The 24,060-nt window shown below is 64.8% G+C and carries 23 protein-coding genes; 10 read left to right on the top strand and 13 right to left on the bottom strand.

Translation table 11 applies throughout. The features are described from left to right. Positions 1 to 79: 79 nt before the first annotated feature. From KNN17_RS02415 to KNN17_RS02390, 6 genes are all read right to left on the bottom strand, one after another. On the bottom strand, positions 80 to 991 hold the full coding sequence (locus tag KNN17_RS02415) for a sugar phosphate isomerase/epimerase family protein (protein WP_241707342.1): 912 nt from the start codon (positions 989 to 991) through the stop codon (positions 80 to 82). Then, a complete protein-coding gene (locus KNN17_RS02410; RefSeq protein WP_241707341.1) occupies positions 988 to 2,211 on the bottom strand; it encodes a Gfo/Idh/MocA family protein in 1,224 nt (407 codons plus the stop codon). The genes KNN17_RS02415 and KNN17_RS02410 overlap by 4 nt, the downstream gene beginning before the upstream one ends. Beyond that, a complete protein-coding gene (locus tag KNN17_RS02405) occupies positions 2,208 to 3,053 on the bottom strand; it encodes a sugar phosphate isomerase/epimerase family protein (protein WP_241707340.1) in 846 nt (281 codons plus the stop codon). Before KNN17_RS02405 ends, KNN17_RS02410 begins: the two co-directional genes overlap by 4 nt. Before the next feature lie 3 nt (positions 3,054 to 3,056). Then, positions 3,057 to 3,890, bottom strand: coding sequence for a carbohydrate ABC transporter permease (locus KNN17_RS02400; protein WP_241707369.1), 834 nt, complete (start codon positions 3,888 to 3,890; stop codon positions 3,057 to 3,059). An 83-nt stretch (positions 3,891 to 3,973) separates the two neighbouring features. Next, the gene (locus KNN17_RS02395; RefSeq protein ID WP_078106788.1) at positions 3,974 to 4,969 is read right to left on the bottom strand and encodes a carbohydrate ABC transporter permease; all 996 of its coding nucleotides are present in this window, start codon (positions 4,967 to 4,969) and stop codon (positions 3,974 to 3,976) included. A 12-nt stretch (positions 4,970 to 4,981) separates the two neighbouring features. Then, positions 4,982 to 6,337 carry an ABC transporter substrate-binding protein gene (locus KNN17_RS02390; RefSeq protein WP_241707339.1) on the bottom strand — a complete coding sequence of 452 codons (1,356 nt, stop codon included), beginning with the start codon at positions 6,335 to 6,337 and terminating at the stop codon, positions 4,982 to 4,984. A 184-nt stretch (positions 6,338 to 6,521) separates the two neighbouring features. Here KNN17_RS02390 and KNN17_RS02385 point away from each other — a divergent pair, with 184 nt between their 5' ends. The 4 genes from KNN17_RS02385 to KNN17_RS02370 all read left to right on the top strand — a co-directional run bounded on the left by KNN17_RS02385 (position 6,522) and on the right by KNN17_RS02370 (position 11,048). Next, positions 6,522 to 7,544 (top strand): LacI family DNA-binding transcriptional regulator, encoded by a 1,023-nt coding sequence (locus tag KNN17_RS02385; RefSeq protein ID WP_241707338.1) that lies wholly within the window; start codon positions 6,522 to 6,524, stop codon positions 7,542 to 7,544. 182 nt (positions 7,545 to 7,726) lie between these two features. After that, on the top strand, positions 7,727 to 8,548 hold the full coding sequence (nadE, locus tag KNN17_RS02380) for an ammonia-dependent NAD(+) synthetase (protein ID WP_241707337.1): 822 nt from the start codon (positions 7,727 to 7,729) through the stop codon (positions 8,546 to 8,548). Positions 8,549 to 8,799: 251 nt separating this feature from the next. Further along, positions 8,800 to 10,515, top strand: a complete 1,716-nt coding sequence (locus KNN17_RS02375) for an AMP-binding protein (protein WP_241707336.1) — start codon at positions 8,800 to 8,802, stop codon at positions 10,513 to 10,515. A gap of 26 nt (positions 10,516 to 10,541) precedes the next feature. Next, the gene (locus KNN17_RS02370; RefSeq protein ID WP_078106894.1) at positions 10,542 to 11,048 is read left to right on the top strand and encodes a MarR family winged helix-turn-helix transcriptional regulator; all 507 of its coding nucleotides are present in this window, start codon (positions 10,542 to 10,544) and stop codon (positions 11,046 to 11,048) included. Positions 11,049 to 11,120: 72 nt separating this feature from the next. Here the strand turns inward: KNN17_RS02370 and KNN17_RS02365 are convergent, their stop codons facing one another. The 7 genes from KNN17_RS02365 to KNN17_RS02335 all read right to left on the bottom strand — a co-directional run bounded on the left by KNN17_RS02365 (position 11,121) and on the right by KNN17_RS02335 (position 18,710). After that, on the bottom strand, positions 11,121 to 11,900 hold the full coding sequence (locus KNN17_RS02365; protein ID WP_241707335.1) for an enoyl-CoA hydratase: 780 nt from the start codon (positions 11,898 to 11,900) through the stop codon (positions 11,121 to 11,123). A 64-nt stretch (positions 11,901 to 11,964) separates the two neighbouring features. Then, positions 11,965 to 12,885, bottom strand: a complete 921-nt coding sequence (gene mmsB / locus KNN17_RS02360; protein ID WP_241707334.1) for a 3-hydroxyisobutyrate dehydrogenase — start codon at positions 12,883 to 12,885, stop codon at positions 11,965 to 11,967. Beyond that, positions 12,878 to 13,924, bottom strand: coding sequence for an enoyl-CoA hydratase/isomerase family protein (locus KNN17_RS02355; RefSeq protein ID WP_241707333.1), 1,047 nt, complete (start codon positions 13,922 to 13,924; stop codon positions 12,878 to 12,880). Before KNN17_RS02355 ends, mmsB begins: the two co-directional genes overlap by 8 nt. Further along, entirely contained in the window at positions 13,924 to 15,423 is a 1,500-nt protein-coding gene (locus KNN17_RS02350) for a CoA-acylating methylmalonate-semialdehyde dehydrogenase (protein WP_241707332.1), read from the bottom strand. Before KNN17_RS02350 ends, KNN17_RS02355 begins: the two co-directional genes overlap by 1 nt. A gap of 146 nt (positions 15,424 to 15,569) precedes the next feature. Continuing rightward, complete coding sequence (locus KNN17_RS02345) at positions 15,570 to 16,949, bottom strand: cryptochrome/photolyase family protein (RefSeq protein ID WP_241707331.1); 1,380 nt, start codon at positions 16,947 to 16,949, stop codon at positions 15,570 to 15,572. Positions 16,950 to 17,032: 83 nt separating this feature from the next. Continuing rightward, the gene (locus KNN17_RS02340; protein ID WP_078106798.1) at positions 17,033 to 17,704 is read right to left on the bottom strand and encodes a fasciclin domain-containing protein; all 672 of its coding nucleotides are present in this window, start codon (positions 17,702 to 17,704) and stop codon (positions 17,033 to 17,035) included. Between the two features lie 214 nt (positions 17,705 to 17,918). Then, positions 17,919 to 18,710, bottom strand: a complete 792-nt coding sequence (locus KNN17_RS02335) for an IclR family transcriptional regulator (RefSeq protein WP_241707330.1) — start codon at positions 18,708 to 18,710, stop codon at positions 17,919 to 17,921. Positions 18,711 to 18,927: 217 nt separating this feature from the next. Here KNN17_RS02335 and KNN17_RS02330 point away from each other — a divergent pair, with 217 nt between their 5' ends. From KNN17_RS02330 to KNN17_RS02305, 6 genes are all read left to right on the top strand, one after another. After that, positions 18,928 to 19,644, top strand: coding sequence for a CoA transferase subunit A (locus KNN17_RS02330; protein WP_241707368.1), 717 nt, complete (start codon positions 18,928 to 18,930; stop codon positions 19,642 to 19,644). 26 nt (positions 19,645 to 19,670) lie between these two features. After that, positions 19,671 to 20,354, top strand: a complete 684-nt coding sequence (locus KNN17_RS02325) for a CoA transferase subunit B (RefSeq protein WP_241707329.1) — start codon at positions 19,671 to 19,673, stop codon at positions 20,352 to 20,354. Next, entirely contained in the window at positions 20,351 to 21,556 is a 1,206-nt protein-coding gene (locus KNN17_RS02320; protein ID WP_241707328.1) for an acetyl-CoA acetyltransferase, read from the top strand. The genes KNN17_RS02325 and KNN17_RS02320 overlap by 4 nt, the downstream gene beginning before the upstream one ends. Before the next feature lie 148 nt (positions 21,557 to 21,704). Beyond that, a complete protein-coding gene (locus KNN17_RS02315) occupies positions 21,705 to 22,274 on the top strand; it encodes an HdeD family acid-resistance protein (RefSeq protein WP_241707327.1) in 570 nt (189 codons plus the stop codon). 64 nt (positions 22,275 to 22,338) lie between these two features. Next, positions 22,339 to 23,145: an exodeoxyribonuclease III gene (locus tag KNN17_RS02310; protein WP_241707326.1), complete on the top strand. Its 807-nt coding sequence runs from the start codon at positions 22,339 to 22,341 to the stop codon at positions 23,143 to 23,145. Between the two features lie 33 nt (positions 23,146 to 23,178). Continuing rightward, positions 23,179 to 24,048 carry a hypothetical protein gene (locus KNN17_RS02305; RefSeq protein ID WP_078106804.1) on the top strand — a complete coding sequence of 290 codons (870 nt, stop codon included), beginning with the start codon at positions 23,179 to 23,181 and terminating at the stop codon, positions 24,046 to 24,048. Positions 24,049 to 24,060: the final 12 nt, after the last annotated feature.

Here is a 24,060-nt window from a genome sequence, read left to right as displayed (position 1 = left end):
GACAGGCAAGCGGCTGCTGTGTTTGAGCGGCTGCTGGTTTTGAGCGGCTGCTGTGTTTAGGCGCTGACGGCCCGGGCCGTCAGGGTGCCGATGCGGGATCGACGACGGCGAACCCCGCCAAGGCAGCTGCCTTGCGGACGTACGCCAGGTTCGACGCAGTCCGTTCCTCCAAGGGAAGCTCGGTGGAAAAGTCCTCCAGCGTGACCCAGGAGTCGTAGCCGACGTCTGCGAGCGCACGGAAGTAGGCGAGGACACTTGCCTGGCCTTCGGCAAGAGGGGCCCATTCGTTGACCCACACGGCCGCTCCCGATTCGTCCTTCGAGTCGGTGCGGACCCAGCGGGCGTTCTTCACGTGGACATGTGCCAAATAGGGGCCAAGGAGCTGGAGTGCGGGCAACGGTGATTCCCAGCCCTCGATCAGCAAGTTGCCAAGGTCGTGGATGGCCCCGACATGCTGCGGGTCCAGGCCTTCCAGCAATCGCCGTGCCGAGGAGGCCGATGCCGTCACGGTTCCATGGTGCAGTTCCACGAGGGCTTTGACACCGTGATGTGCAGCGCGGGAAGCAACCCACTCGTAGTGCTCCCGGGTGGCGGCAAAGAGTTCCGGGTAGGACAGGCCCGTGGGTTCCGGCCCGCCCATGTTCGAGTTGCCCAGCGGCAGCACGTTGACCCGGACCTGCCTGGCACCCAAGGCCGCGGTCGCCGCGAGGACGCGATCGACGTCGGCGTGGTTGTCGCAGCGGGCGTAACCGCCGAGGCCGGAGAATTCCAACCCTGCGTCAGCGGTGAGCCGGGCAATCTCCGGGATCGAGTCTTCCAATCCCGTCATGGGCCAGGTGGCACGGTTCCCTGCCCAGAAGCCTGGTTCCGCTGCGTCCGCCTGGTCCGTGACGCGCCATTCGATGCCGTCCCACCCCTGGGCTGCAAGCTTCGTGGCGGCTTCCTGCGGCGACCACTCGGGAGTGGAAGCGGTGAACACGGAGAACTTCATGCCGATACCTCTTCGCGATTGGCTCCCTGCTGGCCAGCGGCCCCGCCTGTGCGGACCTCCACGTCGTTGTACTTGCCGGCAATGACATCGTCGACCAGCACGGGCTGGCCCAAGGTTGCCGAGACATACAGGGCACGCACGGTAGCCAGGGCGGTCACGGCGTCCCGTACGGTAACGCCCGCGGGGCGCCCTTCCCGGATCGCGGCGATGATGTCGCGGTACTGCCGGACATGTCCAGCCGGATAGACCGTGGGATCCAGCGCTTCGACGGTGTCGTCCGGGTATTTGGCGAGCTCGACGGCGGCCTGGTTCCCGCCCCCGAGGATGCCCATGGCGCTGCTTTCCGAAGGATCAGCGGCGTCGGACGCGTGGAAGTATGCGAGGTCGTCGTTGTCGATCACGGCGGAACCCTTGCTGCCCATGACCTGGAGGCGGACCGTCAAGCCCGGGTACGCCGCCGTCGTCGCGTGCAACACGGCAAGGGCGCCGGATTCGAAGGTCACGGTGGCCACGGCGGTGTCCTCCACCTCCACACCCTCGTGGGCGAGGAGCGCGGTTTTGGCGCTGATCTCAAGGGGCCGCCCGAGGAACCACAAAAGCAGGTCCACGGTGTGAACGCCCTGGTTCATGATGGCGCCTCCGCCGTCCATGGCCCAGGTTCCGCGCCATGCGCCCGAATCGTAATAGCCCTGGCTCCGCCACCAGCTGACCGAGGCGACGGCCGAGGTCAGTGTGCCGAAGCGTCCGTCCCGACGGGCCTCGTCCACCACCCGGCTGGCCGGATCGAAGCGGTGCTGGCTGATCACGCTTGCCACCAAGCCCTTGGCCTCGGCAGCCTTGGCCGCAGCCAGGATCTCGTCTGCCTTGCCCAAGTCAACGTCAAGGGGCTTTTCGATCACCACGTGCTTGCCGGCGTCGAGCGCTTCCAGCGCCAACTGGATGTGCAGGCCGCTGGGCGTCGCGATGATGACCAGGTCCACTGGTGCGGCGGCGAGCGCCTCGGCCAGCGTCAGGAAGACTGCCGGCTTCGGGTCGCCCTGGGCTTCGATCTTGGCGGCCAGCGCCTCGGAGGCTTCGGGGATCACATCCACCAACGCGGTGACCACCACCTCCGGGAATTCGCGGACCGCGGCCGAGTGGGTGCGGCCGATGACGCCGCACCCTACGATCGCGGCCCGGATCTCCGCGGGAGCGCCCGGAGCATTTGAGGTTTCGCTCACTTCGTCTCCACTCCTGCTTCATTGAGGACTTTCGCGAACGCCCTCGCCGCGATGCCGAACGCCGTCGGGCCGGAGAAACCGCCCAGCCCGTGGGCACCGGCCAAGTGTGGCTCGAGGCTCGCGAATCCGGTGTACCCGTCCGCCTTCAAGGCCTCAACCGTGCGGAGGACATCGCCGTCGCCCTCGCCCGCCGGAACCACGGTGGCGTTCGAGAACAGGGCATCCTTGACCTGCAGGTATTCAAGGTGTGGCCTTAGCTTTGCGTAGCCGTCCTCGAAAGGCTTGACGCCTACCTGGACGAAGTTGGCCGCGTCCCAAGCCACTTTGAGCGCGGGAGACGCCACGGTTTCGATGATGTCCAGGACCCGTTCGGGGATGTCCCCGTAGATGTCCTTCTCGTTTTCGTGCAGCAGTACGACGCCGGACTCCTCCGCCACGTCCGCGAGGGCCCGCATGCGTTCGATGACAGCATCCCGGATGCTCTCCACCGCCACGTCCTCGCCGTAGTAGAAGGAGAAGATCCGGATGTAACGCGATTCCAGGACCTGGGCGGCGTTGACTGCACGGCGAAGGCGTTCCACCTCGTGCTCCACGGGAAGGGAAACGTCCACCTTCCCGATCGGCGACGCGATCGCGGAAACCTTCATTTCCGCCGCATCCAGCAAGGACTTCAGTTCGCGAAGCTGCGCCTCATCCAAATCCACGATGTTGGTGCCCCAGGCGCTGCGGACTTCAATGTGGCTCGCTCCCAGTGCCTGCATCACGGCAATCTGGATCTTGGGGTCGTCGTCGATCTCGTCGCCGAAGCCCGAGAGCTCCCATTCAACAGCTGGCGTGCTCATAACTTACTTGACTCCTCCGGCGGTCAGGCCGCCCACTAGGTAACGCTGGAAAATCAGGTACAGGATGACCACCGGGGCAGCACACACAAGGGAAGCTGCCATCATCTGGCCGTAGAAGGGAATCGCGCCGCCCTCTTGCGAGGCACCGAAGATCTGGAGCGCGACGGCGGCAGTCTGGCTTTCGGGCCGCGTCATGACAGAGGCGAACAGGACGTCGTTCCAACCGAGCAGGAAGGCGAAAATACCGGAAACGACCACGCCGGGCCAGCTCAGCGGGAGGATGATCCGCACCAGCACGCCCAGGTTGCTGGCGCCGTCGATCCTTGCCGCCTCTTCGAGTTCACGCGGCAGGCCGCGCAGGTAGGTGACCATCACCCAGGTGGAGAACGGCATCGCGAACGTCAGGTAGGTGATGAACAAACCCCATTGGGTGCCGATGATCTGGATGCCCAGGTAGCTCGCGGAAGACGAGAACAGCACGAAGACCGGAAGGACCATGAGGGTGCCGGGAACCGACTGGAGTCCCAGGAGCCCGCGAAGGATCGTCAACCGGCCACGGAACTGGTAGCGGACCAGCACGTAGGCGGTGGCGATCGACATGAGGGCGGAGACGACGGCGGTGGACCCGGCCACGAGCACGCTGTTGGCCAGGCCCGTGGCCAGTCCAACACTCGACCAGATCGTGGAGTAGTTCTCAAAGGAGAAACTGGACGGGAAGAACTCGCCACGGGCCACGCCGATGTCCGAGTTCACGGACGCCAGGAAGATGTACGCCACGGGAATGAGCACCAAGGCGCACAACACCGTGAGGATGATGGCGAGCATGGGCCCAGGCATGAGCCGGGTTACTTCGTGCTGGCGTTTGGAGCCCGGGCGGAAGTCTTCGCTCGATGTGCGTCCGACGGCGGTAGTTGCGGTGCTCACTTTTTGCCTCCGGGAGTCTCGGCGTCGTCGAGTTTGACGGCCCGCAGATAGACGAACAAGGGGATCGCGATCAGGATCAGCGAGATGAACGCCATGGCCGCGCTGAGCCCGAACCGGAAGCTCTGGAAGCTGGTGACGTAGGTGAGGATCGGGAGCAGCTCCACATCGGACGGAGCAGGAACCCCGAACAGGACGAACGGCAAGGTGAAGTTGTTGATGTGGTGCAGCATGCCGATCAGGAACGCCAAGGAGAGCGGACCCTTGAGATAAGGGAAGACCACATAGCGGAGCTTGTTCCACCACAGCGCACCGTCAAGGGCCGAGGCCTCGTGGACCTCATGGTCCACGGACTGGAGCCCGGACAATGCCAGCAGGTAGACAAACGGCCACGATGCCCAGATCTGGACCAGGATCAGCGTCCAATATGACTGCGGACCATTGAGCCACAGGCCGGGGTCTATGCCCACAGAATGCAGCATCGAGTCGATGACGCTGCCCGGCTGGAACATGGTCCGCCACACCGTCGCCACCACGAAGGAGGGAAGGACGTAGGGGATCAGGAAGATGGAACGGATCACCGCCCGGCCCTTGAACGCGTTCTGGGTGGCGACGGCGCCGGCGATGCCGAGCGGGATCGTGACCACCATGGCGATCAAGGAGTAGCTGACGCTGAGCCAGATGGCGTGCAGCAAAGGCGATGCGGTCAGCGCTTCGACGAAATTCTGGACTCCGATGAACGGAGCGCTGACCCACTGGCGCAGCGAATACTGGTCCAGATCCAGGCCCGACATGAAGATCCCGAGCAGGAGCGGCACCACGATGATGATCACCATCAGCAGGCCGCCTGGAATCAGCATCCACAAGGGGCGGTTGCGTTCGCTCAGCCCCTTGCGGCGCCGGGAGGTGTCGTCCGGTGACTGCGGGTCCGGCTTTGAGGCGCGGGACGACTTGCGGCGCGTGGACTTGCCCGCAGTCAATGAATCGGTGGACATGTCACTTCCTACTTACTTCGATGCCCGGTCAAGCGAGGCCTGGCCCTTGGATTGGGCGTCCTTGAGACGGGCCTCGAGGCTCGAGTCGTCGACGGATCCCTTGGAGAGATCGGGGATCGACTGGACCACGACGTTGAGGAGAGCCAGCTGGATGTCGCCCCACGCTCCGGTGAACGGCGTGGCCTTGGACTTTGCAGCGGTGTCGGCAACCGGTTGGAGAGCGGGGTTGTTCAGCGCCTTCAGGGCTTCGGCGTTGGCAGGCAGGTCGCCGAAGATCTTCTGGAAGTTCAACTGCTCGTCCTTGGACGTGATCAGGTTGATGTAAGCGAAGGCAAGGTCCTTCTGCTTCGAGTAGTCGGCAACAACCACGTTGTCACCTGACAGGATGCTGGCTGCATTCGCGGCGTCGCCCTGCGGAGAGGTCTGGCCGGGGGCCGTGGTCGGCATGGCTGTGTAGGCGTACTTGCCCGCGACCGCCGACTTGTCGAGCGTCGGGAGGGAACTCGACGTCGTCATCATGAGGTATCCCGCCTTGCCCGAGGCGAAGGCTGCGACGGCGTTGCTGTTGCTCCACCCGATGGAAGCCGGATCGACGATCTTGTCCGTGGTCAGCCATCCGAAGTAGGTCTGGTAGGCCTTCTTGACGGCCGGGTCGTCAAGCTTGAGCGTCTTGCCGTCCACGAGCGGGTTTCCTGCCTGGACGGACATGGCCCAGATGAACTTCCAGGGGTCAAAGTTGTCCTTGTAGCCGGTGGCGAGTCCGAAGGTGCCAGTGGCCGGGTTGGTCATTTTCTTGGCCTGTGCGGCGAGCTCGTCCCAGCTGGTGGCGGGCTTGTCGATCCCGGCGGCTTTCAGGATGTCCTTGTTGTAAGCCATCACGAACGGCCGGCTGACGAAGGGAATGCCGGCTTGGTGCTGGGCATCGGGGCCGGAAATTCCGAGGGCGGCGGGGTTGAACTTGTCCTTCCCGCCAATCTTCTTCCAGTCGTCGTCGGTCAGCGTCACGAAAGCCTTGGTTGCATACGCCGTGGGCGTGAACGTGGTGCCGAGGCTGTAAACGTCAGGTCCCTGTCCGGAGACGACGGACGTCTGGATGCGGGTCAGTTCATCGTTGGCCGACGCGAAGGTTTCGAATTCGATATCGGCACCGGTCTGCGCCTTGAACTTGGCCGCAATGTCGGTGAACCACTGCTTTTGCTGGGCAGAGTACTGGTTGTTGACGCCGGTCAGGACGCTCAACTTCTTGCCCTTTCCGTCAACGGGTCCTGCGCTCCCCCCGGAGCTGCTGTTGCCGCCTCCGCAGGCGGTCAAAGCTAGGGCGGCTGTTACGACAACAGCGGCAAATTTGGCGGACGATGCAAACTTCATTGTTTTCCTCCCTGGAGCCCGATGGCCTCATTGGCGTGGTGCGCGTCACATCGGGTGATTTCTCCGAGTCTAGGCACGCCAAACAGCGATGACAAGCGATTGCCAAAAATTGTCATCGGTGCTGCAATTGTGGGACAAGTCACTCGTTGTTGAGCGGCTGCGGCAGATGAGGAACACCTAGACCATGGCAGAACTCCAGCTCCAGTCACCGGGCAGGCAGCCCACGATCCGCGACGTCGCGGAACTTGCGGGAGTGGCGACGTCAACAGTTTCAAGGGCCCTGAGTAATCCCGGGCGCGTGAACCACGTGACCCGCGAGCGCATCGAAGAAGCAGCCGCGCAATTGAATTACATTCCGAGCTCGCAGGCGCGCGGGCTCAGCTCCGGACGCACCCAGACCGTTGCCGTCCTGGTTCCGGACATCACCAATCCGTTCTATTTCGACATCATCCGTGGGGCGCAACACCAGTTGAAGGCCGCCGGCTACACGCAACTGCTCGTTGACACCGAGGAATCAGCGGAGATGGAGGCAGATGCGCTGCAGAAGATGCGCCGCTCGGCAGACGGATTCATCCTTGCGGCGTCCCGCCTGACGGACGCACAGCTCGCCGAAGCGGCGGCACAACAGCCCCTGGTCACCATCAACCGGGCTCCGGCAATCGCACCCACCGTGGTGATCGATACGCCGTCGGCCATCATCCAGGCACTGGAACACCTGGTCTCCCTGGGGCACACGAGGATCTGCTTCGTCGGAGGCCCGGCCACCTCCTGGTCCAATGCCAAGCGGTGGCAAGCGTTCCAGGAAGAAACCACGGAACGGGGGCTGACCACCTTCAGCGTGGGGCCGTTCGCACCCAAGACCACCTCGGGAGCGGCCGCAGCGGACGCCGCGGTGCACACGGGAGCCTCGGCGTGCATCGTCTTCAACGACCTGCTGGCCATCGGAATGCTGCAGCGCCTGCGTGAACGGGGCATCCGCGTGCCCGACGACATGAGCATCGTGGGCTGTGACGACATCTTCGGAGCCGATTTCTGCAACCCGCCGCTCACCACCATGGCGTCCCCCATCGAACAAGCCGGGCGCGTGGCAGTCTCCATGCTCCTGTCCCGGTTGAATCCCCAGTACGGCGGGACCAGCCGGCGCCTGGCAGTCATGCCAACGCATCTCACGGTGCGGGCATCGACGGGCGCCGCGCCGGTGCGGTGAGTGCCCCCTGCGCGCCCGACTGAACCAGCCCGGGCCGCCCAACTAGCTCGCATTTGTTGTCGTTTTCGGCGCTCAGAACGACAACAACTGCGAGTCAGTTGGGTGGGGACAGTCGTTCCGGGGTGCAACACATGGGGTGACACAGTTGAGTGTTTCAAGTGCTGGTTACTAGTGTTGGGGACATGCGCACACTCCAGGCCACGATCATTGCGGAAATGGGCGTCCAGCCCCGGATCGACCCAGCCGGGGAGGTCCGCAAACGCGTCACGTTCCTGAAGGAATATCTCAAGGCCACGCACACCAAGGGCTTTGTCCTGGGCATTTCCGGCGGACTGGATTCCTCGCTCGCCGGGCGCCTTGCCCAGCTGGCGGTCGAGGAGCTTGAGGCCGAGGGCGTGGAGGCCAATTTCGTGGCCGTCCGGCTCCCCTATGGCGCCCAGCATGATGAGGAAGACGCCCAGGCCGCGCTGGATTTCATCCAGGCCAAGACGGAATGGACGTTCAATATCTCACGCGCCGTGGACGGTTTCGAAGATGAGTTCGAGAAGACCACGGGCGCGCGCATCTCGGATTTCCACAAGGGCAACACGAAGGCCCGGGCCCGTATGACCGCCCAGTACGCCCTCGCCGGCGAGCACAACTACCTCGTCATCGGCACGGACCACGGAGCCGAATCCGTCACCGGATTCTTCACCAAGTACGGCGACGGCGGTGCGGACATCCTGCCGCTCTTCGGCCTCAACAAGCGGCAGAACCGCGCACTCCTCGCCGAGCTGGGCGCCCCATCCCGCATTTGGGACAAGGTCCCCACGGCCGACCTCCTGGACGGCAAGCCCGGCCGCACCGACGAGGACGAGCTTGGCATCAAGTACGACCAGATCGATGACTACCTCGAAGGCCGGCAAGTCTCGGACGAGGTGGCAGAGACCATCGAGCAGAAGTACCTGCGCACCCGACACAAGCGCACTGTTCCGGTCACGATTTTCGACACATGGTGGAAGTAGCAGTCGCCTGAACCCGGGGCCTCCGTCACGCTGAGCGCCTTTTGGCAGCGCACGACGGCGGTCTCCCGCGCCGTGGCGGGGGCGCCGCCGTCGTCATCCCGCAAAAGTGTGCCCTGCGTGAGAGTGGGCAGCCCCGCAACACTGCCTCTTCCAAACCCTTGGATGTCCTAGTATATTGCAGGTGAGGCGGATCACACGGCGAGTTCGTCCCCGGTTCGCACTCCCCATACACGCAGGGCGAAAGGCAGACAATGACAGTCACCGACGACTTCCGTGCAGCCCGCGATCGGCTCCTTGCGCTGCGCACCGATTATTCAGGGGCGCGCAGCGACTTCCAGTGGCCCCGTTTCAGCGAGTTCAACTTCGCACTCGACTGGTTCGACCAGATCGCTGATAACCCCGGCACGGCCAACGACCCTGCGCTGGTGATCGTCGAGCAGGACGGCAGTTCCGCCCGCCGCAGCTTCGCCGAGCTCTCCGCGCGCTCCTCGCAGCTTGCCAACTGGCTCCGATCCAAGGGCGTCCAGCGGGGCGACCGCATGATCATCATGCTCGGCAACCAAGTGGAACTGTGGGAACTCATGCTCGCCGGGATCAAACTCGGCGTGGTCCTGATCCCCACCACCACGCTCATGGGCCCGCGCGACATCACGGATCGCGTGGAGCGCGGCGGCGCCCGCTGGGCCGCCGTCGGGAGCGCCAACATCGCCAAGTTCGCCGAAGTGCCGGGCGATTACACGCTCATTGAAGTGGGTGACGGCCAGACCCCTGGCGCCCTCCAGTACGCCGAAGCGGATTCCGCCGAGTCGACGTTCGTCCCGGACGCCCCCACCGCCGCTGACGAAACCATGCTCCTCTACTTCACCTCGGGCACTACGTCGCGGGCGAAACTGGTGGAGCACACCCACACCTCGTACCCGGTGGGACACCTCTCCACGATGTATTGGATCGGCCTGGAGCCCGGGGATGTCCACCTCAACGTGGCGTCCCCCGGCTGGGCAAAGCACGCGTGGTCCAACGTTTTCACGCCGTGGATCGCCGAGGCCTGCGTCTTCGTCTATAACTACGATCGCTTCGACGCCAAGGCCCTCATGGAGCAGATGGGCCGCGAAGGCGTCACGAGTTTCTGCGCCCCGCCCACCGTGTGGCGCATGCTCATCCAGGCGGACCTGACCCTGCTCAAAACCCCGCCAACCAAGGTGGTTTCGGCGGGCGAACCCCTCAACGCCGAGGTGATCGGGCAAGTCGAGCGGGCCTGGGGGCAGACCATCCGCGACGGTTTCGGCCAGACGGAGTCGACAGTCCAGGTCGCCAACACCCCCGGCCAACCGGTCAAGACCGGTTCGATGGGGCGGCCGCTGCCGGGCTACGACGTCGTCCTTGTCGACCCGGCCACTGGCGAAGAGGCTGACGACGGCGAGCTGTGCTTGCGCTTGGACCCCCGCCCCGTAGGGCTCATGAAGTCCTACTTCGGCGACCCGGAAAAGACGGCCGAGGCGTTCCGCGACGGTTACTACCACACGGGTGACATGGCCAGCCGGGACGGGAACGGAGTCATCACCTACGTGGGCCGCGGAGACGATGTGTTCAAATCCTCCGACTACCGCTTGTCCCCTTTCGAACTCGAAAGCGTCCTGATCGAGCATCCCGCAGTGGCGGAGGCCGCCGTCGTACCCTCTCCGGATCCGGTCAAGCTTTCGGTGCCCAAGGCCTTCGTGGTGCTCGCCGCCGGGTACGAGCCCGGACCCGCTGTTGCCGAGGACATCCTCAGATACTGCCGGCAGCACCTGGCGCCGTTCAAGCGCGTCCGCCGGCTCGAATTCGGTGAGTTGCCCAAGACCATTTCGGGCAAGATCCGGCGCGTCGAGCTTCGAGGCACGGAGGTGGCCCGCCACAGCGATGGTCCGCTGCCTGCCGGCCTGGGTGTCGAGTACACCGAGGATGAGTTCCCGAGTCTGAAAGAATAGGCAGCCAAGCAATGTCAGGAGGCACCGTGGGCAGCCCACTCCCCCGCGATCCCATCGCCGACGCCCAGCGAAACTGGGAGCGCCACGGCTGGGGCGAAGTCGCCGCGCCCATGGCGGCCATTACCGCGATCATGCGCACGCAGCAGATCCTGCTGGCGCGGATCGAAGGCGTTTTGAAGCCCTACGGCCTGACCTTCGCGCGCTACGAACTCCTGGCCCTGCTGAGTTTCGCCCGCAGCGGCGCGTTGCCCATGAACAAAGCCAGCGCGCTGCTCCAGGTGCATCCGACGTCGGTAACCAACGCCGTCGACCGCCTCGAGAAGGCCGCCCTCGTGGTCCGCTCCCCGCATCCCACTGACGGGCGCACCACGCTGATCGAGCTCACCGCGGAGGGCCGCACGCTCGCGAAGCGCGCGACGACGGCACTCAACAACGAGGTGTTCGGCCAGTCCGGCTTCGGGGACGACGACGTCGAGCACCTGATCCGCGTGCTGGGAGACTTCCGCAAGGCCGCGGGCGACTTCACGGACTAACGAATTTTCCATCCATTGCTGAGTAACTGCCGTTTTGAGCCTTCAGAACGACAGTTACTCAGCAATGGATGATCAACGGTTCTTGAACTCCGGCTGGCGCTTCTCGGTGAACGCCGCCATGCCTTCCTTCTGATCCTCTGTGGCGAACAATGAGTGGAAGACCCGGCGCTCGAACAAAACACCCTGGGAGAGGCCGGTTTCGAAGGCTGCGTTGACGGCTTCCTTGGCCACCATGGCAACCGGCTTGGACTTGGACGCGATCACCTCGGCGGCCTTCATCGCCTCCTCCACCACGGAATCGGCTGGCACGACGCGGGAAACAAGTCCTGCACGCTCGGCTTCCTCGGCGTCCATGAACCGCCCAGTGAGGATCATGTCCATCGCTTTGGCCTTGCCCACGGCCCGGGTCAGCCGTTGCGAGCCGCCCATGCCGGGAATGACGCCGAGGTTGATTTCCGGTTGACCGAACTTGGCGTTGTCCCCGGCAATGATGAAATCGCACATCATGGCAAGTTCGCAGCCACCGCCCAAGGCAAAACCGGACACTGCCGCAATCACGGGAATGCGCAGGCGAGTGAGGTTTTCCCAGGCGCGGAACCAGTCGGCGGCATACATGTCCATGTACCCCTTGGAGGCCATCTCCTTGATGTCGGCGCCGGCCGCGAAGGCCTTCTCCGATCCGGTGATCACCACGGCACCCACCCCGGGATCCGCATCCATGTCCGACACTGCGGCCACGATCTCATTCATGGTGGCCTGGTTCAACGCATTGAGCGCCTTGGGCCGGTTCAGGGTCACCAAGCCCACCCGTCCACGGATTTCCACCAGGATGTTTTCGTACTGCTGCGCCAAGCCGTGCCCCTTTTGTCGGTTGCTCAGTTGTGTCGGTTGCTCCGAAATAATCTTCCCGCCAAGGCTACTTGGCGGACTTGTCCCGAATGTCTGTGATGATGCCGGAGAAATCACGCCCGGCTCCGCCCTCGGCCGCGAAAGCATCGTAAATCCGCGATGCCAGGTGTCCCATTTGCCCGTCCACTCCGGTGCTCTCGAGCGCGTTGACCGCGAGCCGGAGGTCCTTTGCCATGAGCGCTCCGGCGAATCCGGGCTGGTAGTCGCGGTTGGCCGGGCTCGTGGGGACCGGTCCGGGAACCGGGCAGTTGGTGGTGAGCGCCCAGCATTGCCCCGAGGCGTTGGATGCGACGTCGAACAACGCTTGGTGCGTGAGGCCCAGCTTCTCGCCCAGGACGAACGCCTCGCTGACGGCAATCATGGAAACGCCCAGGATCATGTTGTTGCAGACCTTGGCCGCCTGCCCGGCTCCGTGGTCGCCGCAGTGGACGATCCTCCGGCCCATGAGTTCCAGGATCGGCTTCACTGTTTCGAAGTCCTCTGGGAGCGCCCCCACCATGAAGGTCAGGGTTCCGGCTTCGGCACCAACCACGCCTCCGGAAACGGGCGCGTCGACCGAGCGGTGGCCGGCCTCCAAAGCAATGGAAGCGGCCTCGCGGGCCTCGTCGACGTTGATGGTGGAGCAATCCAGGAACAGTGTGTCCGGCGCCGCCACCGAGAGAAGGCCCGGTGCTCCGTCGACTCCCCGGTACGCATCCAGGACGTGCTTGCCGCTGGGCAGCATGGTCAGGACAACGGAAGCACCGGCGACGGCTTCCGGAGCGGAATCCACCGTGGCGATGCCGTGTTCGCGGGCTGCCTCAAGTGCCGCCGGCACGGGATCGTACGCGACCACGTGGTGCCCCGCTTTGACAAGGTTCACGGCCATGGGGCCGCCCATGTGGCCAAGGCCGAGAAAAGCGATGGTGCCGGAAACTGCGTCAGACATGGTCGGACTCCTTTGAATGAAGTTTGAGTTCGCGATCGCCGAGCGAGGCGAAGAAGCCTTCGACGGCGGCCGGCGACACCTCCGCGAGGGAAGCCGGCTTCCATTGTGGGTTGCGGTCCTTGTCCACCACTTGGGCGCGGATCCCCTCGCGGAAATCCGGGCCGGCCAGGCAGCGCACGCCAACCCGGTATTCCTGTTCCAGCGCCTCTTCGAGCGAGAGCCCCCGGACGCGCCGCAACGATTCCAGGGCCACTTTCACTGCTGTTGGCGACTTCGCCTCGATCGTGTCCGCGGCCGCGGCGGCGTCCCCACCGGCCGCGCGCAGCTTCGCGACGATTTCCTCGGCGTCATCCGAAGCAAAGGCGGCATCGATCCACTCGCTCTGGCCGGACAGCGCCGAGGCCGGCGGTTCCTGCACAAATCGCCCGACGGCGGCCTCCGCCGTCGAGCTTTCCAGCGCTTCCGCGAGGGCGGGGAGGCTTTCGGACGGGACGAAGTGGTCCGCGAGCCCCAGGAACAGGGCATCGGCCCCGCTCAAGTGGGCACCCGTAAGCGCGGCGTAGGTGCCGGACTCCCCCGGCGAGCGGGACAGCAGCAGGGTCCCGCCGACGTCGGGCACAAACCCAATGGTGGTTTCCGGCATGCCGGTGCGTGTCCGCTCGGTGACCACGCGGACCGAGCCGTGGGCTGAGATACCGACCCCGCCGCCGAGGACCAGTCCGTCCATGAAGGCCACGTAAGGCTTCGGATACCGGGCAATGAGCGAGTTCAAGCGGTACTCCGCAGCCCAGAAGTCAGCTGTCTGGCCGCCGTGGCGCAGCATGTCATCGTAGATCGCCACGATGTCTCCACCCGCGCACAGTCCACGCTCCCCGGCGCCATGCACCAAAACCGTCTTGACGCCGTCGTCGTCCGCCCACTCGGTGAGTTGCTCCAGCATGGCGTGCACCATGCCGCTGGTGAGGGCGTTGACGGCCTGGGGCCGGTTCAGGGTGATGACGCCGAGGTGGCCGCGCTTCTCGAAGAGGACCTCGGCCATTAGCTGCCGGCCGGCATCACGAAACTGGCGCCCTGGCGGATGCCCGAGGGCCAACGGGTGGTGACCGTCTTGGTCTTGGTGTAGAAGCGGAAGGCGTCCGCGCCGTGCTGGTTGAGGTCGCCGAAGCCGGAGGCCTTCCAGCCGCCGAAGGTGTAGTAGGCAATCGGGACGGGAATGGGAACGTTGATGCCAACCATGCCGACTTCGACGCGGCTCGCGAAGTCCCGGGCAGCGTCGCCGTCGCGGGTGAAGATCGCGACGCCGTTGCCGAACTCGTGCTCGGAGCAGAGCCGCAGCGCTTCTTCGTAGTCAGCTGCGCGGAGGACGCTCAGGACCGGGCCGAAGATCTCCTCTTTGTAGATGGACATGTCCTTCGTCACGTTGTCGAAGAGGGTCGGGCCAACCCAGAAACCGCCGTCGTAGCCGTCCACCGTGAGGCCGCGTCCGTCGGTGACGAGCGTGGCGCCCTGGTCGACGCCGGCTTGGATGTAGCCCTCGATCCGTTCCTTCGCCGAGGCTGCCACCACCGGGCCGAAGTCCGAATCCTTGGCCAGGCTGGGGCCGACCTTCAGTCCCTTGATCCGGTCCTGCAGCTTGGAAACCAGCTCATCGGCCGTCTCCTGGCCAACCGGCACCGCAACGGAAATCGCCATGCAACGCTCTCCGGCGGAGCCGAAGCCAGCGCCGATGAGCGCATCCGCGGCCATGTCGAGATCGGCGTCGGGCATGATCACCATGTGGTTCTTGGCACCGCCGAAGCACTGGGCGCGCTTCCCGTGGGCGGCCGCGGTCGCGTAAATGTACTGGGCAATCGGCGTGGAACCGACAAAGCCGATGGCCTTCACGCGCGGATCCTCAAGGAGGGCATCCACCGCTTCCTTGTCGCCATTGATGACGTTGAAGACGCCGTTCGGCAATCCGGCCTCGGTGAAGAGCTCGGCCAGGCGAAGGGGCACGGAGGGGTCGCGCTCCGACGGTTTGAGGATGAAGGCATTGCCCGCAGCCAGCGCGGGGCCGGACTTCCAGAGCGGGATCATGGCGGGGAAGTTGAAGGGCGTGATGCCGGCGACAACGCCGAGCGGCTGGCGCAATGAGTGGACGTCGATGCCGGTGCCGGCGTTGTCCGAGAACTCGCCCTTGAGCAGGTGTGGCGCGCCGGCGGCGAACTCCACCACCTCGATGCCGCGCTGGATGTCGCCCTTGGCATCGGGGAAGGTCTTGCCGTGCTCGGAGGAGAGCAGCGTGGCGAGTTCGTCCATGTGTTCGTTGACCAGGTCCACGAACTTGAGCAGGATCCGGCCACGGCGCTGCGGGTTCATCGCAGCCCATTCGAGCTGGCCCTTTTCCGCGTTCGCGATGGCGTTCCTGACCTCATCAGCGCTGGCCAAGGGAAGTTTGGCCTGAATCTCGCCGGTGCAGGGATCGTAGACATCGCTGAAGCGCCCGGAGGTCCCGTCGATCCTCTGGCCGTCAATGTAGTGGGAAAGTTCGCGCACCATGGAATGCTCCTTTGCATAGGGGAAATGCCCGCCATCGGCCTCGAAAGCACATGTCCAACTGCGCTCCGGGACGTCTTTGATCCCGAATATACTCGGACTTCCTACTAATTTCTAGAGGACCTCAGCTGGTGCCCAGGTGGCCCGGTTCAACGGGGCAGGTTGCCGTAGGCATCCAGAGCCTCCCGGCGCGAGGCCTTGAGATCCACCACCGGCTCCGGATAGTCCGCCGTGGCCAGCTCCGGTATCCACTGGCCAACGTAGCCTCCGCGGGGGTCGAATTTCGCTGCCTGGGTCTCCGGATTGAAGATCCTGAAGAACGGCGACGCGTCCGCGCCGGAACCGGCTACCCACTGCCAGTTCGCGGGATTGGACGCAGGATCGGCATCCACCAGGGTGTCCCAGAACCATTGCTCGCCCACTTGCCAGTGAATGCCGAGATTCTTCACCAAGAGGCTGGCGGAAACCATGCGGACCCGGTTGTGCATCCATCCGGTGTGCCACAATTGCCGCTGCCCGGCATCCACCATGGGGAAGCCGGTGCGGCCTTCCTGCCATGCTCGAAGGAGATCGTCAGGCTCCTCGGACTGATCGCCCTTGCCACCGGGCCAGGCCCACGGATAGTGGTCGAATCCGGGCCGCAAATTGGCCGTCGCCAGATCCGGGTGATGGAAGTATTGGTGCCAGCAGAATTCCCGCCACCCGAGTTCCGCGGCGAAAACGGCCACTCCGTCGCCCAGTTCCCGACGCCGGCGCTGCTGGGCATGCCATACCTCGAACGGGCTGAGTTGCCCCCAGCGCAGGAACGGCGACAACCGGCTACTGCCCGGCAAGTCCGGACGGTCCCGGTTCACCGAATAGTCCGCCAGCCCGCGCTCCACGAAGTCATCGAGAAGTTCGTGCGCCTGCGCCGAACCCGGCTGCCAGCTTTCCGACAATCCGGCAGACCAATCGGGGCTCCGCGGCAACAATCCCCAAGAGTCCAATTCCTCGGACCCGGGAAGCCGGCCGGAGAATCCGCGGCCCGGTTCCGGAGCTTCCAGCGGTTCGCGGAAATCCAAGCCGGACACAGTCCGCCAAAAGGGCGTGAAGACCTTGAAGGGTCCGCCCTGCTTCGTGGTCACGGCCCAGGGTTCATGGAGCAAGGATGCCTGGAAGCTCTCGGCATGCATCCCGGACTCGCGCGCCCAGGTCTTGATACCGGCGTCGAGCATTCGCTCCGGTTCGCCATAACGGCGGTTCCAGTACAGCGACCCTGCACTCATCGCCGTCGCGGTTTCCCCGACCATCTCCGCCGCCGGTCCGCGGCGCAGTACGAGAGGCACGCACAAGGTTGCGAGCTCTTCGCGAAGGGTGAGCAGGGAATGATGCAGCCACCAGCGGGAGGCACCGCCGAGCGGCCTGATGCCCGGCGATTCCTCGTCCAGGACATACAGCGCGACGGCGGCTCCATCGTCCACTGCTGCCCGCAGCGCCGGGTTGTCCGTGGTCCGGAGATCGTCCCGGAGCCACACGATTGACGGCTTCACTCATCCCCCTCGGATTTGTGGCAAAGGCCATGCCCCCTAAGACGAATCTTAAGGGGCATGATCTGTACTGAAGTTATTGAGATTTATTTCGGCATCAGGACGGTGTCAACCAGGTACACCGTGGCGTTGGCGGTGTGGACGCCACCGCAGATCACGGCAGAACCTCCGTCAACCTTGAGTGCATCCTTGCTTCCGGTGACGGTCACCGAGTCGCCCTCAACGGTCTTGTGGGTGCCCACGATCTGGTCCGGGGTCAGCTGGCCGGGGATGACGTGGTAGGTGAGGATCTTGCTCAGGGTGGCGTCGTCGGTCTTGAGGCTGTCGATGGTGGCGGCCGGGATCTTGGCGAATGCGCTGTCCACAGGAGCGAACACGGTGAACTGGCTGCCGTTAAGCGTGTCCACCAGGTTGACCTTCGGGTTCAGCTTGCCGGACACGGCGGCCGTGAGGGTCTTGAGCAACGGGTTGTTGGAAGCGGCAACGGCTACGGGGTCGAGAGCCATGCCGGCGACGGAACCTGCACCGCTGGGAACCTGGGAGGCGTAGCCTGCACAGCCCGGGCCGACCAGGTCTTTGGTCGGGTCCATCGCGGCGCTTGCCGAAGCGGAGGGGGTCGCCGCCATGGTGGACGACGAGCTCGGAGCCGCCGATGACGGCGAAGCCGTGGAAGCGGAGCCGCCACAAGCGGTGAGGCCCAACAGGGCGGAAGCGGCGAGGCCGGCAATCGCAAAAGACGTGCGCTTTGTAGCAAGCATGACATTTCTCCTTCAAACGGACTGACATTCGGTGCCGGTTGATTCCGGCGTGAAAGCACTTCACCTTTGCGGGGCTAAGTCCTTATGCCAGCTATTCGGAGGTGTGGGCTGCAGGGATGGGTGAGTTTCAAAAATTAATTTGGAAGCGCCTCAACACCCGACCACTTTGGAAGCACCCGACGCCGGATGGCGGCGTGGGTGCCGACATTGCCGCTCAAAGGTGGTCGGTTCTTGCGGAGCTCATGCGGTGGGCTTCCTCCATCAACAACTTGCCGAGGAATTCCTGGCGTTCAGGACGGAACCGCGGCTCGATGCCGGTAAGGGACAAGGCGCCGACCGGCCTGCCCTGTTGGTCGAAAACGGCAGCCGCCATCCCCCAACTGCCCTCCAGGACCAACCCGGGATTCACCGAGTACCCGGCAAATCGGGTTTGCTCAAGGTTCCGGCGCACCACGCCCTCGCTGTGGCCGGCAGCGAACTCCCCCGCGTACTGTTCCCACCCGGAGAGGATCACTTGCTGTTCCTCGTCCGTCAGGAAGGCCATGATCGCCGTGCCGGCCGACGCCACGCCAAGCGGGAACCGGACGCCCTCGTGCAACACGAAGGAGCGCACAGGGAAGCTACCTTCCTCTCGGAGCACGCACACGGTTTCGTGGCCACGACGGATGGAATAGAAGGCGCTTTCGCCGCTCTCCTCGGCCAGGCGTCGCAGGCTGGGCCGGGCCAGGTCCTCAAACGGGAACCGCGCCGCCGCAACGGACCCCAGCAGGAAGATCTCAGGCCCCAGGATCCAGTTGCCGGTCCGCTGGTCATGATCCAGCAGGCCTTCAGCCGCGAGCGATGCGAGCAAGCGATGCACCGTCGGGCGCGTCAGTCCGGACTCGCGGACCAGGCCAGCAATGGACATGCCCTCCGGCTTGCGTCCCACGAGCCGGAGGAGCGCGGCTACCCTGCCCACCACCTGGGCGGCCTGCACGGGCTTTGCGTGCGGCTGTTGGGTCGGCACCTCTCCCCTTCCAAAGACTTCCTCCACAATGTGGACACCTCCAAGAGTACCGTCCACACTGTGCGAGGTCAGCGTGGCGGGCCACACGACGCCATTGACCCTTCGCTCAGGGCCACCATATGCTCCTAAGCCAGACGACTAGTTCAGACGTGCCCGGCGTAGTGTCCACAAAGTGGATATGTGCTGGGTGACCTTACTCAAAGACGAGGACAAAGCCATGGCCAAAATCCATCCCAGCTCAGCCGTTGCACTGCAGGACGTCCTGCGCGACGGCCAGACGATCGCCGTCGGAGGTTTCGGGCTCAGCGGCATCCCCGCGGACCTGATCGACGCTGTCCGCGATTCGGGGGTCAAGGACCTGACAGTGGTCTCCAACAACATGGGCATTGACGGCAAGGGGCTCGGTGTCCTCATCGAAGCGGGCCAGGTCCGCAAGGTCATCGCCTCCTACGTGGGCGAGAACAAGCTCTTCGCCGAGCAGTACCTCTCGGGCCAGCTTGAGGTCGAGTTCGCCCCGCAGGGCACCCTCGCCGAGCGCCTCCGCGCCGGCGGCGCCGGGATTCCGGCCTTCTACACGCGGACCGGCGTCGGAACCCTGGTTGCCGAGGGCAAGCCGCTCGAGGAGTTCGACGGCGTGACCTACGTCCGCGAGCGCGGGATCGTCGCCGACGTCGCACTGGTCCACGCGCACACCGCGGACACGGACGGCAACCTGATCTACCGGTACACGGCCCGGAACTTCAACCCTGTCGTGGCGACGGCGGGCATTGTGACCATTGCCGAGGCCGAAGTGATCGTGCAGCCCGGCGAATTGGATCCCAACCACATCGTGACACCCGGCGTCTACGTCCAGCGGCTGGTCCAGGCGAGCGGCCGGCCCAAGGACATCGAGCAGCGCACCGTGCGGACCCGCACTGAAGCCCTGGCCGTTTAAGCACCCACCAGCGAAGGAGCACCACCATGGCATGGACCCGAGACGAAATGGCCGCCATTGCGGCCGAGGAACTCCACGACGGCGACTACGTCAACCTCGGCATCGGCATTCCCACCCTCGTCGCCAACAACCTGCCCGACGGCGTGCGGGTTGTCCTGCAAAGCGAGAACGGCCTACTCGGCATGGGGCCTTTCCCGTATGAAGGCGAGGAAGACGCCGACCTCATCAACGCCGGCAAGCAGACCGTCACGGTCCTGCCCGGCGGCAGCATCTTCGACTCCGCGACGTCCTTCGGGATGATCCGCGGCGGACATGTCAAGGTTGCCATCCTCGGCGCCATGCAGGTTTCCGGCAACGGCGACCTCGCCAATTGGACCATTCCGGGAAAGATGGTCAAGGGCATGGGCGGTGCCATGGACCTGGTGGCCGGCACTCCGCGCGTCGTGGTCCTCACCGAACACAACGCCAAGGACGGGAGCGCGAAGATCGTCCGCGAATGCACCCTGCCGTTGACCGGCCTGGGGGTGGTGGACCGGATCGTCAGTGACCTCGCGGTGTTTGACCTTGTGCGGAACGACGACGGCGGGCGGCAGCTCACCCTTACCCGCCTCGCCCCGGGGGTCACCGTGGAGGAACTCCGCGCTAAAACGGAGGCCGCGTTCGCCGTCGCATTGGAAACCACCTCCGCTCTCGAAGGAGCAACAGCATGAGCCTGAAAGACCAGTTCGGCAAAGATGTCCTCCTCACCGGCTGGGGACACAGCAAGTTCGGCAAACTCACGGACGAGACGCTGGAGTCCTTGATCGTCCAGGTGTCAGCGGAGGCCATCCGGAACTCCGGACTCGAGCCACGGGACATCGACGAGATCTACCTCGGCCAGTTCAACTCAGGCATGCAGCCCCTGGGCTTCACGTCCTCCCTGGCCCTGCAACTGTCCGAGGATCTGGCGAACGTGCCCGCAACCAGGACCGAGAACGCCTGCGCTTCTGGATCCGCGGCATTCCAGCAGGGCGTGAAATCCGTGCTTGCCGGGACGGCCCGCAACGTCCTGGTGATCGGCGCCGAAAAGATGACCGACGCCGGAGCCGACGTTGTCGGAGCAGCCCTTCTGGGCGCGTCCTACGAAATGGCGGGCAAGGCCTCTACCACCGGTTTCACGGGGTTGTTCGCCGAGGTGGCCAAGCACTACGAGAAGCGCTACGGAGCGGGTTTCGCTGGTGCAGGTCTGAGCGACATCCTCGGATCCATCGCCGCCAAGAACCACCACAACGGCATGGACAACCCCTACGCGCAGATGCACCGCGATTTCGGCGAGGAGTTCTGTCGGACGGTTTCCGAGAAGAACCCCATGGTTGCCGAACCGCTGCGCCGCACCGACTGCTCCCCCGTGTCCGACGGCGCCGCCGCCGTCGTGCTCTCCCTGGGCCCGGCGTCGGGCGCTGCTACCCAACCCGTACGGCTGGCGGGCTTCGGGCAAGCGAACGACTTCTTCCCGGCAGAGCGCCGCGACCCCACCGAATTCGCCGCCACGCGGGTGTCCTGGGAACGCGCGCTGGGGATGGCCGGCCTCGGTATCGACGGACTGGACTTCGCCGAAGTGCACGATTGCTTCACGATCGCCGAACTGATCATGTACGAGGCCATGGGACTGACCCCGCGCGGCGAAGGCTCCCGGGCCGTGCAGGAAGGCTGGGTCTACAAGGACGGAAAGCTGCCCATCAACGTGTCCGGCGGCCTCAAGGCGAAGGGCCACCCTGTGGGCGCGACAGGCGTGTCCCAGCACGTCATCGCAGCCATGCAGCTCACGGGCACCGCCGGCGCCATGCAACTGCCCAACGCCCGCCGCGGAGCCGTGCAGAACATGGGCGGCGTGGGCATCGCGAACTACGTTTCGATTTTGGAGGCAGTCTGAGGAACACCGCTGAAACTCCCCGCTCCTGATGCCCGACGTCGACTGCGGCCTGCGTAGTGGCGCGGGCCGCCGTCGGGGTCCAAGCCCAAAGGTGGGGAGTTCCGGCCGGCCCATTCCCCAGCTACCTCGCCGGGTCTAGACTGACCCTATGTCCGACACCGCGGGACGCAAGTTGTTTCAGCATTCAGGAACGGCGCTCATCTTCCGGGGAGCTTTGGCCCTTCTCTTTGCCTTCCTGGTCGCTTCCCTGCCGGTAGCCACGGTATTTGCCCTTGTCTACGTGTTCGGCGTGTTTGCCATTACCGACGGGCTCGCCAACATGGCCCACTATTTCTACGACCCTGCGCGCCACTCCCGCTGGAGCCTGATCGGTGGCTTCATCTCGGTCGCAACGGGCCTCGTGGCCGTTTCCTGGCCGGGCATCACCACCGCGGCGCTGGGCGTCCTGATCGGAGCCTGGGCACTCATCCTGGGGATCTCGCAAATCATCCTTGCCAGGGACATCAGGACAACGGTCAGGGGTTGGTGGATCTGGATGTTGACGGCAGTGGTCACCACCTTGTTCGGACTTTTTGTGCTCGTCAATCCGGCAGCCGGATTCCTGGGCGTGGTGGCGCTCCTCGCGAGCTACGCCGCGGTCAGTGGCGTTCTGTTGATCGCCTCCGGCATCAGGCTCCGCAGGCGCGCGTCCTCTTCTTCGGTGATGCTCGCCCATTAGCACCAGCGGTAGCAATCCGCCCCGGGGGGATGCGCCAAGGCCCAAGTTCGGTAAGTTAGTGGCTGTGAAGATAGCTACCTGGAATGTGAATTCGCTCCGCGCACGTGCCGACCGCGTCGAGGCCTGGCTGCAGCGCAGTGACTGCGACGTCCTCGCGATACAGGAAACCAAGTGCAAGGACGACAACTTCCCGTGGGAGCTCTTCGAGCGCATGGGCTACGAGGTTGCCCATTTCGGCCTGAGCCAATGGAACGGCGTGGCGATCGCCTCGCGTGTAGGGCTCGACGACGTCGAACGCACCTTTGTTGACCAGCCCGCCTTCGGAAAGGCGGGCAAGGATCCTGTTCAGGAAGCCCGCGCCATTGCCGCAACGTGTGGAGGGGTACGGGTGTGGAGCCTTTACGTTCCCAACGGTCGTTCGCTCGACGACGAGCACATGCCCTACAAGCTCAAGTGGCTGGACACCCTGAAGGGACACGCCGCCGCTTGGATCACAGAGAACCCCGAAACCCAGGTGGCGCTCATGGGCGACTGGAACATCGCGCCGCTCGACGAGGATGTCTGGGACATCGATTACTTCCGGGCGAACGCGCTCACCCACGTGAGCGAACCCGAGCGTGAGGCCTTCCGGGCGTTCGAAGGGGCCGGTTTCACCGACGTCGCGCGCGCCTACACGCCGGGTCCCGGCGTCTACACCTACTGGGACTACACGCAGCTGCGGTTCCCCAAGAAGGAGGGCATGCGTATCGACTTCGTCCTGGCCTCTCCCGCGCTGGCCGCCCGCGTCACCGGGGCGTCGATCGACCGCGAAGAGCGCAAGGGCAAGGGCGCCTCGGACCACGCTCCCGTGATCGTGGAGCTTACGGACTGAGCAGCAACAATTGACGGAGGAGGCGGGCCCGCGATGAGCGGAAAGCTATACGGGAGTCAGGCTGGGCTGCCTTTCTCTTCAGCGTTGCGCGTCTATGAACCACTCGAGGCATTCCCGGAAGACCAGCGGCAACAGCTCGTGGCGAGCGGGACCCGCAGCGGTTCGCGGGCCGCCGTCGAAAATGCCGAGCTGCTCGCTTCCCTCGGTCGGGTCACGCGCAAGGGCGGGGATCCGTTCCCCACCGGCAGCACCGATCTTGTCCGCATCACGCGGATTCCCACCGGTGATCCGAACGACCCCGACGGCGGCCGGCTGCTTTACTGCCCCAGCCAGCTGGTCATCCGGGCAGGATTGGCTGCCAATGCCCTCATGGAAGGTATCCACGGGCCGCTCGCGGACCTGCTCATCCCCGTGGACCAGCGCGACCGGCACCAGGCACGCATAGACCGCATCAACGCCAGTCACGACGCGAAGCGCGTGCACACCCGGGCCTCCACGTGGGGCATCCCCTTCAGCTGGTTCTCGCTCTTCCAGGAATCGGACCGCAAGGATGTGGTGGAATCCGGTGGACGCATCCTGACGGTGAGGGTCTGGGCCTCGCTGACCGATGCCTTGGACCGGGCGCGCTTCGCCGTAGCCAACCTCGCCCTCGCCGCCCCGGACCTGGACATGCTGGACGACCTCACACAGCTCACCGAATGGCTCGAATTGTTCCATGTGCAGTCGATGGTCGAGCTGGATTATGGCGCCGTGGCGGACAAGGTATACCCGGACGAGTCACCCATGGACGTCAGGCTCGGCATCGAATGCCTGGCCGAGGGCGACATGACGGGAGCGGCCGCGGCTTACCGCAGGCTGGCTTCCCGCTGGATCCCCATCAGGCAGTTGGCCCGGGCTTCGTAGCTCCTCGGCTTC

Source organism: Arthrobacter bambusae, from assembly GCF_022606295.1.
Taxonomy (GTDB): Bacteria; Actinomycetota; Actinomycetes; order Actinomycetales; family Micrococcaceae; genus Arthrobacter; species Arthrobacter bambusae_A.
This window is presented reverse-complemented; position numbering and strand designations above follow the sequence as displayed.

Bases quoted from the DNA above. Each gene is read 5' to 3' on its own strand.
- KNN17_RS02315 (WP_241707327.1), top strand. From the start codon at position 21,705: ATGTCCGACACCGCGGGACGCAAGTTGTTTCAGCATTCAGGAACGGCG.
- KNN17_RS02320 (WP_241707328.1), top strand. From the start codon at position 20,351: ATGAGCCTGAAAGACCAGTTCGGCAAAGATGTCCTCCTCACCGGCTGG.
- KNN17_RS02340 (WP_078106798.1), bottom strand. From the start codon at position 17,704: ATGCTTGCTACAAAGCGCACGTCTTTTGCGATTGCCGGCCTCGCCGCT.
- KNN17_RS02395 (WP_078106788.1), bottom strand. From the start codon at position 4,969: ATGTCCACCGATTCATTGACTGCGGGCAAGTCCACGCGCCGCAAGTCG.
- KNN17_RS02355 (WP_241707333.1), bottom strand. From the start codon at position 13,924: ATGGCCGAGGTCCTCTTCGAGAAGCGCGGCCACCTCGGCGTCATCACC.
- KNN17_RS02350 (WP_241707332.1), bottom strand. From the start codon at position 15,423: ATGGTGCGCGAACTTTCCCACTACATTGACGGCCAGAGGATCGACGGG.
- KNN17_RS02415 (WP_241707342.1), bottom strand. From the start codon at position 991: ATGAAGTTCTCCGTGTTCACCGCTTCCACTCCCGAGTGGTCGCCGCAG.
- KNN17_RS02325 (WP_241707329.1), top strand. From the start codon at position 19,671: ATGGCATGGACCCGAGACGAAATGGCCGCCATTGCGGCCGAGGAACTC.
- nadE (WP_241707337.1), top strand. From the start codon at position 7,727: ATGCGCACACTCCAGGCCACGATCATTGCGGAAATGGGCGTCCAGCCC.
- KNN17_RS02390 (WP_241707339.1), bottom strand. From the start codon at position 6,337: ATGAAGTTTGCATCGTCCGCCAAATTTGCCGCTGTTGTCGTAACAGCC.
- KNN17_RS02330 (WP_241707368.1), top strand. From the start codon at position 18,928: ATGGCCAAAATCCATCCCAGCTCAGCCGTTGCACTGCAGGACGTCCTG.
- mmsB (WP_241707334.1), bottom strand. From the start codon at position 12,885: ATGTCTGACGCAGTTTCCGGCACCATCGCTTTTCTCGGCCTTGGCCAC.
- KNN17_RS02405 (WP_241707340.1), bottom strand. From the start codon at position 3,053: ATGAGCACGCCAGCTGTTGAATGGGAGCTCTCGGGCTTCGGCGACGAG.
- KNN17_RS02305 (WP_078106804.1), top strand. From the start codon at position 23,179: ATGAGCGGAAAGCTATACGGGAGTCAGGCTGGGCTGCCTTTCTCTTCA.
- KNN17_RS02375 (WP_241707336.1), top strand. From the start codon at position 8,800: ATGACAGTCACCGACGACTTCCGTGCAGCCCGCGATCGGCTCCTTGCG.
- KNN17_RS02400 (WP_241707369.1), bottom strand. From the start codon at position 3,890: ATGCCTGGGCCCATGCTCGCCATCATCCTCACGGTGTTGTGCGCCTTG.
- KNN17_RS02385 (WP_241707338.1), top strand. From the start codon at position 6,522: ATGGCAGAACTCCAGCTCCAGTCACCGGGCAGGCAGCCCACGATCCGC.